Here is a 13,830-nt window from a genome sequence, read left to right on the forward strand (position 1 = left end):
GCGGGGCGCTTTTTCTTTTTGCCGTGCAGCCGTTCGCCGCGCGGACGCTCAGGCGGCTTCCCGCTCGCGCCGGTGCTGAACCCAGTCGCCCGACACAATGCGCGGACGGTCGGCTGCCGCATGCGCCGCGACCGGATAGTAGACGCACGCATACGCCCGGCCGCCGAGCTCTACGGTCACCGGCTCCTGCCGGAACAACGTGTCGACGCCCGGATAGACGCGCTCGATCTCGTCGAGCACGGGCACCAGTTGCTCGTCGATCTCGTAGACGTCGCCCCATACGAGCGACTGGCCGGCCGGCCCGGCGACCATGCCCGGATACGTGCCGAAATCGTACAGTTCGCCCGGCAGCGCGGCCGCACCGAGCAGCGTCGGCGCGGCGATCCCGTGCCGCGCGGCCGCATGGCCGATGTCGTTGGCTTCTCCCGCTCTCAACGTGCCGTAGACGAATACGTAGCGCATTGTGGTTCTCCTCTTCAATTCAGGTGTTGCCATGCCGGGCCGTCGCGGCCGCGCCGCGGGCGCCGGCGTCGCCGGGGCGCCGCTCGCGCGAGGACGCGCCCGCATCGATAGACCGCGCCGGCGGCCCGATGGTTCTTTTCTGCGCGACGCAGCGCGCTGGCCCGGAACCCGGCTTGCGTCGGCCGGAACGCGCGCAGCCCCATACAAAGTTCATTTGAACGGTGCATTATCGGCCGAAAAACCGCCGCATGCGCCCGCGCGGCACCTTCTAAAATGACGGCATCGCCGCCGCGCCGACCGAATCGTCCATGAACCCGCCAGCCCAAGCCGACGCATCGAATCCCTACGACGTCATCGACATCCCGCCCGAGTTCGCGCCGACCCGCGTCCACCCGATGCGCGTCCGGGCGCGGCAGGTAGATGCCGGTCGCCGGATCCCGCTGCACACGCACGCATGGGCGCAACTTGCGTATGCGTCGCGCGGCGTGCTGCGCGTCGCGACGACCGGGACGACCTGGATGGTGCCGCCCTCCCGCGCGATCTGGGTGCCGCCGCACGTCACGCACGAAGTCGTGATCGTCGAGGAAGCGTACTTGCGCACGCTGTATATCGACGAGTCGATCGTGCCGGACGGGCTCGACGCATGCCGAGTCGTCGAGGTGACCGGCTTGCTGCGCGAACTGATCGTCGCACTCGACGCGCGCGACCTGAGCGATGAGCGCGAGCGGCTACTGTGCGGGCTCGTGCTCGACGAACTGAGCCGCGCCGAACCGCTGCCGCTCGCGGTACCGATGCCCGACGAGAAGCGGCTGCGCTTGCTGTGCGAGTCGGTGCTCGCACAACCCGCGCACGCGGAATCGCTCGAACACTGGGCGAGCGAGGTCGGCGCAAGCACGCGCACGATTTCGCGGCTGTTCAAGCAGGAACTGGGTGTGAGTTTTTCGCAGTGGCGGCAACAGGCGCTGCTCGCGCGCGCGATTCCGCTGTTGAACCAAGGGCGTCCACTGTCACATATCGCGCGCGAACTCGGCTACCAGAGCCAGAGCGCGTTTTCGGCGATGTTCCGGCGCGCGTTCGGCGAAAGCCCGCGCGCATTCATGCTGCGCGGCTACGAGCATCGCAGTGCGGAAGACAGCATCGCCACCGACGACGACGCGATCGGCGCTGCACGCTGACCGTCGCGATGTTGCATCCGGCCTTGTGCCGTTACGCGTTCAGACCGCGCGCACCATGTGGCGGATCGATCCGAGCTGCGCGAGCCTCGGCCCGGTGACGCGATACCCCATGCGCTGGTAGAGCTTCGCGGCCGGATTGTCGACGAACACGCGCAGCTGCAGTTCGTGCAGCCCGCGGGCGCGCGCCCAGCGATGCGACATGTCGAGCATGTAAGTGCCTGCACCCTGCCCGCGATGGCCGGCTGCAATCTGCACGTCGCGGATATGCAGCGAATCGCCCTCCTCGGTCACGCGCAGCACGCCGATGCGTTCGCCGTCGGCTTCCAGGATGAAGTTTTCGGATTCGCGCCAGCTTGCATAGAACAGGTCGCTGCGCCAGACGAGCCCATGGCGCTTGTAATAGCCGCCCATGTTGCCGTGCGTGAGCGCCTCGGCAAAGGGAAAATCGCCAGGCTCCGCTGGCCGGAGCTGATACAGCAATCGCAGGTCGGTCGGATCGAGCATCGCGCGGGGGGTCAAGTACGCATCCTGCCACGATAGCGCAGCCGCGGGCGGATGCAATCGCGAATTTCTCGTAGCGACACGTGGATCGGCAGCGCAAATGAAAAAGCCCGCGCAAGGCGGGCTTCTTCATTTTTCTGGCGGAGCGGACGGGACTCGCCTACATCCCGCAGGCCGCGGCTGCGCGTGCACGCGCAGCCCTTCGAGTCCCGCCGGAAGCCGCGCAGGCGGCTTCCTCCGCTCCGCAGTCACACGCCCGCGAGCGGGCGCGATCAACGATGCAAATGAAAAAGCCCGCTCAAGGCGGGCTTCTTCATTTTTGGCGGAGCGGACGGGACTCGAACCCGCGACCCCCGGCGTGACAGGCCGGTATTCTAACCGACTGAACTACCGCTCCAGTCTTGCTTCTTGCCTGGCAGGCGTCGGTTACTTCCTGCCGGCGCATCGTTTGTTCGAACGACGCCGAAATCTGGCGTCCCCTAGGGGATTCGAACCCCTGTACTCACCGTGAAAGGGTGATGTCCTAGGCCTCTAGACGAAGGGGACAACGTACTGCTTACATCTTTAATGCAAAAGCCCGTTCAAAACGTTCATTTGAACGGGCTCTGTTCTGGCGGAGCGGACGGGGCTCGAACCCGCGACCCCCGGCGTGACAGGCCGGTATTCTAACCAACTGAACTACCGCTCCAGCTTTCTTCACTCTCACCCGCAGGACCTCGTTCACGCCCTGCAAGCGTTGCGACACTTTTACTATGAAACGCCGCTGAATCTGGCGTCCCCTAGGGGATTCGAACCCCTGTACTCACCGTGAAAGGGTGATGTCCTAGGCCTCTAGACGAAGGGGACAACGTACTGCTTACATCCTTAATACAAAAGCCCGCTCAAAAACGTCTTGAACGGGCTTCGTTCTGGCGGAGCGGACGGGACTCGAACCCGCGACCCCCGGCGTGACAGGCCGGTATTCTAACCGACTGAACTACCGCTCCAACTTTCTGCACCGTTACCTGCAGGACGTCGGTTACGTTCCTGCAAGCCTCGCGACACTTCTACTACGAAACGCCGCTGAATCTGGCGTCCCCTAGGGGATTCGAACCCCTGTACTCACCGTGAAAGGGTGATGTCCTAGGCCTCTAGACGAAGGGGACATAATCTTTTCAGATCTGTCTGACTTTCGCTATTCACTCATCATCAACAGCGAAGGCCGAAATTCTAACTGCTTTAAATCATTTTGTGAAGCATTTATTACTACCGCCACTGCTTCGCAAATCAATCCATTCTGCTCTGATGGTGGAGGTAAGCGGGATCGAACCGCTGACCTCTTGCATGCCATGCAAGCGCTCTCCCAGCTGAGCTATACCCCCTTGCAGAACAGAAATGAGATTATATGGACCGAATTTGAACTTGTAAATACCCTTTTTGCGATTCGAGTGAATTTTTTTGCGAAGCCGCCGCGACGTCATGCACGGAGCTTCGCCCCGCCCCAACCTCAGGCCAGCGCACCCTCGATACGCGATACCACGACGTCGCGACCGAACAGCACGAGCACCGCATCGATCGACGGCGTATGCGTCGTGCCCGCGACCAGCAGGCGCACCGGCATCGCGAGTTGCGGCATCTTCAGCTTGTGCGCGCCGAGCGTCGCCTTCAACGCGGCGGACACCGCCTCCTTCGTCCAGTCGGCCGCCTTCAGCGCGGCGACGAGATCGGCCAGCGCCGGGCGCACGGCGTCGGTCACGTGCTGCGCGAGCGCGTCGGCGTCGGGCACCGGCACGCGGTAGAACATCGCGGCGCCTTCGGCGATCTCCTTGACCGTCGTCGCGCGATCCTTCATCAGGCCGACCACCGCGTCGAGCGCCGGGCCCGTCGCGATCGCCGCGTCGTCGATACCGAGCGCGTCGAGGAACGGTTTCGCCAGCGCGGCGAGGCGCGCGTTGTCCGCTTCCTTGATGTAATGCGCGTTCAGCCAGCTCAGCTTGCTGTGATCGTATTGCGCGGGCGACTTGCCGAGATGCTCGAGGTCGAACCATTCGACGAACTGCTCGCGCGAGAAGATTTCGGCGTCGCCGTGCGACCAGCCGAGACGCGCGAGGTAGTTGACCACGGCCTCCGGCAGGAAGCCCGCGTCGCGGTACGCCATCACGCTCATCGCGCCATGCCGCTTGCTCATCTTCTCGCCCTGCTCGTTCAGCACGGTCGGCAGGTGCGCATAGACGGGCGGCTCGCCGCCGAGCGCGCGCAGGATGTTGATCTGGCGCGGCGTGTTGTTCACGTGGTCGTCGCCACGGATCACGTGCGTGATGTTCATGTCCATGTCGTCCACGACCACGCAGAAGTTGTAGATCGGCGTGCCGTCCGGACGCGCGATCACGAGGTCGTCGAGCTCCTCGTTCGAGATCTCGACACGCCCCTTCACCGCGTCGTCCCACACGACCGTGCCGGTCAGCGGGTTGCGGAACCGCAGCACGGGCTTCACGCCGGCCGGCGGCTCGGGCAGGACCTTGCCCGGCTCCGGACGCCACGTGCCGTCGTAGCGCGGCTTGAGGCCGGCCTCGCGCTGGCGTTCACGCAACGCGTCGAGTTCCTCGGCCGACATGTAGCACGGATACGCGAGCCCCTGCTCGAGCATCTGCGCGAGCACCGCGCGATAGCGGTCCATCCGCTGCATCTGGTAGATCGGGCCTTCGTCGAAATCCAGGCCGAGCCACTGCATCCCTTCGAGGATCGCGTCGACGGCTTCCTGCGACGAGCGCTCGACGTCGGTATCCTCGATACGCAGCACGAACGTGCCTTTCATCTTGCGCGCGAACGCCCACGGATAGAGCGCGGAGCGGATGTTGCCGAGGTGGATGAAGCCGGTGGGACTCGGCGCGAAGCGGGTACGGACAGGACGGGTCATAAACGGTAACTCGAACGCCTGGGGCGCATGAATGATTCGACGCGGGATCGACGGCGACAGCCCGGACAGCAATGGGGCCGGCCGCGCCCGGAACGGAAAAGAAGCCGGAATTATACTCGCGCCGGTCTTCGCGCCAAGCGCGCCGCTTGCTTTATGATGTGCGCGCCGCGGCCGCCAGCCGGCGCCGCGCCGGCCGCCCGGTTTCCGCCGCACGGCCGCTCGGAACCTATCGCCGCCGCGGGCCTCCCGGCCCGCCGCCAAGCCGCCGGAGAACCACTCGATGTCGTCCCCTCGCCTGTCGCGCCGTCACTTCACGATCGCATGCGCATCCGCCAGCCTCGCCGCCTGCACGTCGTTCGGCGACAAGTCCCACCCCGACAACGCCGCGAATCCCGCGCAGTCGCGCGAGAAGCCGGTGAAGATCGGCATCGCGCTCGGCGGCGGTGCCGCCCGCGGCTTCTCGCACATCGGCGTGCTGAAGGCGCTGGAGGCGCGCGGCATTCCGGTCGAGATCGTCGCCGGCACGAGCGCGGGCTCGGTGGTCGGGGCGCTGTACGCGTCGGGGATGAGCGGGCTGCAGATCAACAAGATCGCGCTGGACATGGATCAGGCGGCGATCAGCGACTGGGCGCTGCCATTCCGCTCGCGCGGGCTGCTGCAGGGCATCGCGTTGCAGAACTTCCTGAACAAGACGCTCAACAATCGGCCGATCGAAAAGATGGCGAAGCCGCTCGGCGTCGTCGCGACCGATCTGCAGAACGGCCAGCCGATCCTGTTCCAGCAGGGCAATACGGGGCTTGCGGTGCGCGCGTCGTGCAGCGTGCCCTCGGTGTTCGAGCCCGTGAAGATCGGCAATCGCGAATACGTCGACGGCGGCCTCGTGAGCCCGGTGCCCGCGTCGTTCGCGCGCAAGATGGGCGCGAACTTCGTGATCGCGGTCGACATCTCGTCGCGGCCGGACGGCGCGGCGACCACCAACCCGATCGAGATGCTGCTGCAGACTTTCACGATCATGGGGCAGACGATCAAGACCTACGAGCTCGACAAATACGCGGACGTCGTGATTCGCCCGAACCTCGCGGCGATGGGCGGCAGCGATTTCAACCAGCGCAACGCAGCCATCCTCGCTGGCGAGGAAGCGGTCGCGCGCATCATGCCCGAGTTGCAGCGCAAGCTTGCCGCAGCCCGTGGGGCAGTAGCGGCATAAGCGGACGCATCGCGGGGCGCGGCGCCGCCAATGGCACCGCATCCCCGCCACTTCCGCGCGCCCCAAAGCAAAAAACCCTGCCGCCTTTCGGTGACAGGGTTTCTTGATCCGGCTGATCGCCGACGAGCGTCAGTTGCTGCCGTTCGCCGCGTCGTCGCCGAGCGTCGCGCGCACGCGCTGACGCAGGTCGTCTGCCTTCATCGGGAACGCCGATTCGATCCGGCGCGCACCGGTGAAACGCTTTTCCCAGTAGCCGTTGTCGAGATCGTCGACGCGAACCGTGCTGCCCGTCGACGGCGAATGCACGAACTTGTTGTCGCCGATGTAGATGCCGACGTGCGAGAACGTACGGCGCATCGTGTTGAAGAACACGAGGTCGCCCGGCTTCAGGTTGCTCATGCTGACCTTCTCGCCGACGCGGCTCATTTCTTCCGCGCGACGCGGCAGCGACATGCCGAGCGTGTCCTGGAACACGTAGCGCACGAAACCGCTGCAGTCGAGGCCGGAATCCGGCGAGTTGCCGCCCCAGCGGTAGCGCACGCCAATCATGTTCAGCGCGCCGACGACCACGTCGCCTGCCTTGCCGGCCATGCCGGCGAGGAACGACTTCGCGCCGCCACTCGACGGCTGCGCGCTGGTCTGCTGGAGGGAGGAATTCGACCCGATTTGCGTCGAATTCGTGACATTCTGGTTAAAACTGCTGACTTCGTCGGCGAACGCGCCGGGAGCTGCTGCGAACAGGGCGCCGATGAACAGCCCGGCGAGGGTGCGCGCGCATGCCTGGGTCAGGGATCGATGCTGCATTGGTCGATGGAATGTGCTTAAAAATCAGCTGATTGGCGGAAAATTTCGGTCGATACTAGCCAGCGCGTAATCGTTTGTCAAAACAAATTAAAAAATACAATCGAGATAGTCAGACCATTGGACGCCTATCACGCTTTCCAGACCGCTTTCAACAGCTTTTGTGTGTAAGGATGTGACGGTTTCGTGAAGATGTCGGCCACGTCGCCGGACTCGACGATCGCCCCGCCCTGCATCACCGCGACCCGGTGCGCCATCGCGCCGATCACTTCCAGATCGTGGCTGATGAATACATACCCGAGGTTGTATTTCTGTTGCAAATTCGCGAGCAGTTTCAGCACCTGCTGTTGGATCGACACGTCGAGCGCGGAAGTCGGCTCGTCGAGGATGAGGATGCGCGGCTCCAGCACGAGCGCGCGCGCGATCGCGATCCGCTGGCGCTGCCCGCCCGAGAATTCGTGCGGATAGCGATGCAGCACCGTGCGGTCGAGGCCGACTTCGCGCAGCACGGCCAGCGACTTCGCGCGACGCGCGTCCGGCGTCAGTTCCGGGCGATGCAGTTCGAGCCCCTCGCCGACGATCCGCTCGATCGTGTGACGCGGCGACAGCGAGCTGAATGGATCCTGAAAGACGACCTGCATGTTCGAGCGCAGCGCGGTCTGTTCGCGGCCGCGGTAGCTCGACAGTGCGCGCCCCTGGAATTCGATCTCGCCGTGCACCGTCCGTTGCAGCCCGAGCAGCGCCATCGCGAGCGTCGACTTCCCTGAACCGGATTCGCCGACGATCCCGAGCGTCTCGCCCTGTCGCACCGACACGGACACATCCGCGACCGCCGTCACGGGCATCGTGCCGAACCAGCCCGCGAAGCCCGGCCGCTTGCGCGCGAACTGCACGCTGACGTGACGCGCATCGAGCACGACGGGCGCGATCGGCAGCACCGGCGCGACCGTGCGCTGCGGCCGGCTGTTCAGCAGCCGCCGGGTATACGGATGCTCCGGCTCCGCGAAGATCCGCTCGACGGGCCCGCTTTCGACCAGCTTGCCGCGCTCCATCACCGCGACCCGCTCGGCGAAGTGCCGCACGAGATTGAGGTCGTGCGTGATCAGCAGGATCGCCATCCCGCGCTTTTCGGCCTCCTCGCGCTGCAACTCGAGCAGCAGATCGACGATCTGCGCGCGGATCGTCACGTCGAGCGCGGTGGTCGGCTCGTCCGCGAGCAAGAGGCGCGGCCGGCATGCGAGCGCCATCGCGATCATCGCGCGCTGTCGCTGGCCGCCCGACAACTGATGCGGGTAACTGTCGACGCGCTTCTCGGGCTCCGCGATGCCGGTGCGCGCGAGCAGCGCGATCGCGCGCTTGCGCGCCTCCCCCGCCGTCACGCCGTCGTGCAGCACGATCGTCTCGCCGATCTGCGCGCCGATCGTGTACAGCGGGTTGAGCGCCGTCATCGGCTCCTGGAAGATCATCGCGATGTCCGAACCGCGCAGCCCGCGCATCTCGCGCTCGCTCTTGCCGGCGAGGTCGTGCCCGGCGAAGCGGATCGTGCCGCTCACGTCGGCGTCGCGCAGCAGCCGCAGGATCGACAGCGCGGTCACGCTCTTGCCCGACCCCGACTCGCCGACGAGCGCGACGCGCTCGCCGCGGCCGATCGCGAGCGTCACGTCGTCGACGGCCACCGTGTCGCCGAAGCGCACGTGCAGATGCTCGAGCGACAGCAGCGGTTCGCCCGCGTTCGATACGACCGTGTCGCTCATCGCTGGCCTCCCGCCGCGCGCACCGAGTCGGCGATCCGCGTGTCGAGCGCGTTGCGCAGCGCATCGCCCATGAAGGTCAGCAACAGCAGCGTCGCGACCAGCACGCCGAACGTCGACAGCGAGATCCACCATGCGTCGAGATTGCCCTTGCCCTGCGCGAGCAGCTCGCCGAGGCTCGGCGTCGGCGGCGGCACGCCGAGCCCGAGGAAGTCGAGGCTCGTGAGCGCGAGGATCGCACCGCTCATCCGGAACGGCAGAAACGTGATCACGGGCGTCATGCTGTTCGGCAGCACGTGGCGCCAGATGATCTGCCAGTTCGTGAGGCCCATCGCCCGGGCCGCGCGCACGTAGTCCTGCGTGCGGTTGCGCAGGAATTCGGCGCGCACGTAGTCGGCCAGGCCGATCCAGCCGAACAGCGACAGCAGCACGATCAGCAGCAGGAAGCTCGGCTCGAAGATCGACGCAAAGATGATCAGCAGGTACAGCTCGGGCAGCGAACTCCAGATCTCGATCAGCCGTTGCCCGACGATGTCGATGCGCCCGCCGAAGAAACCCTGCACCGCGCCTGCGGCGATCCCGAGCAGCGTGCCGATCGCGGTCAGGATCAGCCCGAACTCGACCGACACGCGGAACCCGTACACGAGCCGCGCGAGCAGGTCGCGCCCCTGCGCGTCGGTGCCGAGCCAGTTCGCGCGCGACGGCGGCGCCGGGTTCGGTACGGTCGAAAAGTAATTCAGCGTGTCGTAGTAATAGCGGTTCGGCGGATAGACGACGAAGTTGCCCGGCGCCTCGAGCCGCTTGCGGACGTACGGATCGAGATAGTCGGCCGGCGTCGGGAAGTCGCCGCCGAAGGTCGTCTCCGGATACGCATGGAACATCGGAAAATAGGTCTGGCCGTCGTAGCGCACGACGAGCGGCTTGTCGTTCGACCATAGCGGCGCCGCGAGGCTCGCGGCGAACGCGACGACGAAGATGACGAAGCTCCAGTAGCCTAGACGCTGCTGGCGAAAGCGCTGCCAGACACGGCGCGCGGGCGACGGCGACACGCGCGCGCGCGCCGCGTCGATGCGGGACGACACGACGGCCCGGTTCATCGCGCACCTCGCCCGGCGAGCGCGGGCAGGCGGACGGGCGCGCCGGCGAGCGGCGTGCTGGCGGACGGTTTCATGTCAGCGCTCCAGATTGTCGAATTGAATGCGCGGGTCGACCCACACGTAGCAGAGGTCGGAGATCAGCTTGGTCGCGAGCCCGATCAGCGTGAACAGGTACAGCGTGCCGAGCACGACCGGATAGTCGCGCCGCACGACCGACTCGTACGACAGCAGCCCGAGGCCGTCGAGCGAGAACAGCGTCTCGATCAGCAGGCTGCCCGTGAAGAACGCGCCGATGAACGCGGCCGGAAACCCGACGATCAGCGGCAGCATCGCGTTGCGGAACACGTGCTTCCACAGCACGGTGCGCTCGGCGAGCCCTTTCGCGCGCGCGGTCAGCACGTATTGCTTGCGGATTTCGTCGAGGAACGCGTTCTTCGTGAGCATCGTGACAACCGCGAAACTGCCGACGACCGACGCGGTGATCGGCAGCGCGATGTGCCACAGATAGTCGAGCACCTTGCCGGCGAGCGACAGCTGGGCGAAGTTGTCCGACGTGAGCCCGCGCAGCGGGAACAACTGCCAGAACGAGCCGCCGCCGAACAGCACGAGCAGCAGCACGCCGAGCACGAAACCCGGAATCGCATAGCCGACCAGCACGACGAGGCTCGTCGCGACATCGAACGGCGAGCCATTGCGCACGGCCTTCGCGATGCCGAGCGGCACGGAGATCAGATAGGTGACGAAGAACGTCCACAACCCGATGCTGATCGACACCGGCAGCTTCTGCACGATCAGCGACCACACGCTCTGGTGGCGGAAGTAGCTGTCGCCGAGATCGAAGCGCGCGAAGCGCTTCAGCATCAGCCAGTAACGCTCGAGCGGCGGCTTGTCGAAGCCGTACAGCGCCTTGAGCTGCGCGAGCTGCTGCGCGTCGACGCCGGTATGCGCACGCATCCCGAACGGCGCCGCGCCCTGCTCCGTCGCGCCCTTGCGCAGTTCCTGCACGGCCTGTTCGACCGGGCCGCCCGGCACGAACTGGATCACCGCGAACGTGAGCGTGAGCACGCCGACGAGCGTCGGGATCATCAGCAGCAGGCGTTTGAGGATGTAGCTCCACATAGGGCGTCGACTCGCGATCGATAGGCTGGGTTGAACGAAGGGCCGGCAGGCTTCAGTGATCGGGCTTGGCCCACCAGGTCGACACGACCCAGCCCTCGGCCGAATAGTACAGCGGCAGCGTCTGCGGATAGCCGAGCGTGCGCTTGTATGCGATCCGGTGCGTCGTGCTGTACCACTGCGGGACCGCGTAATAGCCGTGCATCAGCACGCGATCGAGCGCATGCGTCGCGTCGAGCAGGTCGTCGCGCGTCTGTGCGGCGCCGAGCGCATGCAGCAGCGTGTCGACGGCCGGCGACTTCAATCCGATGATGTTGTCGGAGCCCGGCTCGTCGGCGAACTTGCTGGCGTAGCGCGAGAACTGCTCGGCGCCCGGCACCTGCACGCCCGGCAGGCGGACCGTCGTCATGTCGTAGTCGAATGCGTCGAGCCGCTTCTGCAGCAGCGCGTAATCGGCCGTGCGAAAGCGCGCGTCGATGCCGAGCTTCGCGAGGTTGCGCTGATAGGCGGTCACGACGCCTTCCATCGCCGCGCCCGAATCGTCGAGGATCTCGAACGTGAACGGCTCGCCCTGCGCGTTGCGCAACGCGCCGTCGCGGTAGGTCCAGCCGGCCTGCGCGAGCAGCGCGCGCGCCTTCAGCAGATTCGCGCGCAGCGAGCCCGGCGGGTTCGTGTTCGGCTGCGTGACCATCGGCCCGAACACGGCCGGATCGAGCTGCGCGCGCAGCGGCTCAAGCAGTTTCAGCTCGCCCGGGCCCGGCGTGCCGGTCGCCTGCAGGTCGGTATCGGCGAAATAGCTGTCGAGGCGCGTGTACGCGCTATAGAACAGCTGGCGGTTCAGCCATTCGAAGTCGAACGCGAGATCGAGCGCCTGGCGCACGCGCACGTCGCGAAACAGCGGCCGGCGCAGGTTCATGAAGAAACCCTGCATGCCGGCGCCGTTGTGCTGGCGGAATTCGCGCTTGACGAGCTCGCCGCTGTCGAAGCGCTTGCCGACGTCGCGTCGCGTCCAGTTGCGCGCGATGTATTCGACCAGCACGTCGTACTCGCCGGCCTTGAACGCCTCGAGCCGCGCGACGCCGTCGCCGTACAGCTTGTAGACGATCCGCTCGAAGTTGTCGGTGCCGATCCGCACCGGCAGATCGGCGCCCCAGTACGCGGGATTGCGCCGGTACGTAATGGTGCGGCCGTTGTCGTAGCGCTCGATCAGGTACGGGCCGCTGCCGATCGGCTGCTCGAATGCGAGCTGGTCGAACGGAATTCGCGAACCGTCCGCGCGCAGCCCCCACTTGCGCGAGAACACCGGCACGCCGCCGGCGATCAGCGGCAGCTCGCGGTTCGCGCTGCGGAATTCGAAGCGCACGGTCGCAGGGTCGACCACCACGGCCTTCGCGATTTCGGCGAAATACGCGCCGAACTGCGGTGCGGCCAGCTTGCTCTTCAGCGTGTCGAACGAGAACCTGACGTCCTCGGCCGTGACGGGATCGCCGTTCGAGAAGCGCGCGCGCGGGTTCAGGTGAAACGTGACCGAGCGGCGGTCCGGCGCGATCGCGATGTCGTCGGCGAGCAGCCCGTAGGCGGATGACGGTTCGTCCATGCTGCCGGTCGCAAGGCTCTCGAACAGCATGTCGATGCCGGGCGCGGGGTTGCCGCGCATCGTGAACGGATTGAACTTGTCGAACGATGTCAGCCGGTTCGGGTTCGCGAGCACGAGCGTGCCGCCCTTCGGCGCGTCCGGGTTCACGTAGTCGAAATGCTTGAAGCCCGGCGGATATTTCGGCTCGCCGTACTGCGCGATCGCATGGGCCGCATGCGCGGCCGTCGCGGCGAGTACCGCCTGTATTGCCCATGCTGCCGCCGTGCGGCCGGCGGCACGCACTGCACGCGCAGCGCCGAAGCGGGTGCGCGCGGCGGCGGCCCGGGGCGAACCCTTCGTCATAGAGGCCCTGTCGGTCGATTGAGGGATGGAACGTGGGTCGATTCTACCCATTCAATTCGACGTCGAGCCAGCCTGCGGCTTTTGGTGCGTGGCGCCGGCGCATCGCGAGCGCCACGCGTGGCCCGTGCAGGCAAAAGAAAACCGCCACGCGGGCGGTCTTCATCTCATGCGCGCACGCGGCACGCGTGCACGCATGTCGATCAACGCCAGCCGTTGTGGCGGCCGTTGTCCCAATGACCGTGACCGCGATCGCCGCCCCAGCCGCGGCCATGATGGCGATACCACTCGTCGCGGCCCCAGTAGCGGCGGCCGTCCCAGTAACGATCGCCGTGCCAGCCGATCACGATCGCCGGTGCCGGCGCGTAGATGGGCGCCGGTGCATACACGGGCGCCGGCTGGTAGACGACCGGCGGAGGCGGCGGCGCATACACGGGCGCGGGCGCGACGTAGACCGGAGCCGGCACGCCGACGTTGATCCCGACATTGACTCCCGCCATTGCTGCGCCCGACACGAGCAAGGCCGTCAAACCGGTCATGAGCGAGGCAATACGCAAAGTCTTCATGGATTCCTCTTCGAGTTGTTTCATGTGTGATTCGACTATAGCGACAAGCGCCGTCCCGGCATATTTCAAGTTTGTAAGAACTGATGCGCTGCGTCGCAACGGGAAGCGCCCGCTAACGTCTTGTAACAATTGGCGCCCGGCCGCCGCGCCGGCCTCCCCGGCCTCCCCGGTCCGCCTTGCCGCACGGGCCGCGAGCCCGCTCTGCCCTTCCTAAAACATCTTTCATCCTGGCCCGCGCCCGGCGTTAAGCGGCGCCACGCACACTGCGCGAGCCGATGCGCGCTCGCGCCACGCGTCGGCACTTCGCTGACAGGCCGGCGCC

General features: G+C 66.2%; 11 protein-coding genes and 7 tRNA genes. 2 read left to right on the forward strand and 16 right to left on the reverse strand.

Annotated elements, in window-relative coordinates; translation table 11 throughout:
* Nucleotides 1–48: 48 nt before the first annotated feature.
* On the reverse strand, nt 49–462 hold the full coding sequence (locus ACV22W_RS28660; protein ID WP_448022834.1) for a gamma-glutamylcyclotransferase family protein: 414 nt from the start codon (nt 460–462) through the stop codon (nt 49–51).
* Between the two features lie 308 nt (nt 463–770).
* On the opposite strand from ACV22W_RS28660, the gene ACV22W_RS28665 reads away from it, so the two are divergent.
* Complete coding sequence (locus ACV22W_RS28665; protein ID WP_448022835.1) at nt 771–1,637, forward strand: AraC family transcriptional regulator; 867 nt, start codon at nt 771–773, stop codon at nt 1,635–1,637.
* Nucleotides 1,638–1,676: 39 nt separating this feature from the next.
* On the opposite strand, the gene ACV22W_RS28670 is transcribed toward ACV22W_RS28665, so the two are convergent.
* From ACV22W_RS28670 to gltX, 9 genes are all read right to left on the reverse strand, one after another.
* The gene (locus tag ACV22W_RS28670; RefSeq protein ID WP_059681897.1) at nt 1,677–2,141 is read right to left on the reverse strand and encodes a GNAT family N-acetyltransferase; all 465 of its coding nucleotides are present in this window, start codon (nt 2,139–2,141) and stop codon (nt 1,677–1,679) included.
* A 317-nt stretch (nt 2,142–2,458) separates the two neighbouring features.
* A tRNA-Asp gene (locus ACV22W_RS28675) sits at nt 2,459–2,535 on the reverse strand.
* Nucleotides 2,536–2,608: 73 nt separating this feature from the next.
* Nucleotides 2,609–2,684, reverse strand: a tRNA-Glu gene (locus tag ACV22W_RS28680).
* Nucleotides 2,685–2,749: 65 nt separating this feature from the next.
* Nucleotides 2,750–2,826 (reverse strand) — tRNA-Asp (locus tag ACV22W_RS28685).
* An 82-nt stretch (nt 2,827–2,908) separates the two neighbouring features.
* Nucleotides 2,909–2,984: transfer RNA gene (locus tag ACV22W_RS28690), tRNA-Glu, on the reverse strand.
* Nucleotides 2,985–3,047: 63 nt separating this feature from the next.
* Nucleotides 3,048–3,124: transfer RNA gene (locus tag ACV22W_RS28695), tRNA-Asp, on the reverse strand.
* 83 nt (nt 3,125–3,207) lie between these two features.
* Nucleotides 3,208–3,283 (reverse strand) — tRNA-Glu (locus ACV22W_RS28700).
* Nucleotides 3,284–3,423: 140 nt separating this feature from the next.
* Nucleotides 3,424–3,499: transfer RNA gene (locus ACV22W_RS28705), tRNA-Ala, on the reverse strand.
* A gap of 125 nt (nt 3,500–3,624) precedes the next feature.
* Nucleotides 3,625–5,034: a glutamate--tRNA ligase gene (gene gltX / locus ACV22W_RS28710; RefSeq protein ID WP_448022836.1), complete on the reverse strand. Its 1,410-nt coding sequence runs from the start codon at nt 5,032–5,034 to the stop codon at nt 3,625–3,627.
* Between the two features lie 280 nt (nt 5,035–5,314).
* On the opposite strand from gltX, the gene ACV22W_RS28715 reads away from it, so the two are divergent.
* Complete coding sequence (locus tag ACV22W_RS28715) at nt 5,315–6,241, forward strand: patatin-like phospholipase family protein (protein WP_448022837.1); 927 nt, start codon at nt 5,315–5,317, stop codon at nt 6,239–6,241.
* Between the two features lie 129 nt (nt 6,242–6,370).
* Here ACV22W_RS28715 and ACV22W_RS28720 read toward each other — a convergent pair whose 3' ends face one another.
* The 6 genes from ACV22W_RS28720 to ACV22W_RS28745 form a co-directional block, all read right to left on the reverse strand.
* Complete coding sequence (locus ACV22W_RS28720; RefSeq protein ID WP_448022838.1) at nt 6,371–7,045, reverse strand: C40 family peptidase; 675 nt, start codon at nt 7,043–7,045, stop codon at nt 6,371–6,373.
* Between the two features lie 128 nt (nt 7,046–7,173).
* Nucleotides 7,174–8,796 (reverse strand): ABC transporter ATP-binding protein, encoded by a 1,623-nt coding sequence (locus tag ACV22W_RS28725; protein WP_448022839.1) that lies wholly within the window; start codon nt 8,794–8,796, stop codon nt 7,174–7,176.
* A complete protein-coding gene (locus tag ACV22W_RS28730; protein WP_059464142.1) occupies nt 8,793–9,890 on the reverse strand; it encodes an ABC transporter permease in 1,098 nt (365 codons plus the stop codon). Before ACV22W_RS28730 ends, ACV22W_RS28725 begins: the two co-directional genes overlap by 4 nt.
* Nucleotides 9,891–9,965: 75 nt before the next feature.
* Nucleotides 9,966–11,009: a microcin C ABC transporter permease YejB gene (locus ACV22W_RS28735; RefSeq protein WP_448013136.1), complete on the reverse strand. Its 1,044-nt coding sequence runs from the start codon at nt 11,007–11,009 to the stop codon at nt 9,966–9,968.
* Between the two features lie 52 nt (nt 11,010–11,061).
* Nucleotides 11,062–12,945 (reverse strand): extracellular solute-binding protein, encoded by a 1,884-nt coding sequence (locus ACV22W_RS28740; protein ID WP_448022840.1) that lies wholly within the window; start codon nt 12,943–12,945, stop codon nt 11,062–11,064.
* A gap of 200 nt (nt 12,946–13,145) precedes the next feature.
* A complete protein-coding gene (locus tag ACV22W_RS28745) occupies nt 13,146–13,508 on the reverse strand; it encodes a hypothetical protein (RefSeq protein ID WP_448022872.1) in 363 nt (120 codons plus the stop codon).
* Between the last annotated feature and the right edge of the window lie 322 nt (nt 13,509–13,830).

Source organism: Burkholderia sp. AW49-1 (genome assembly GCF_053427845.1).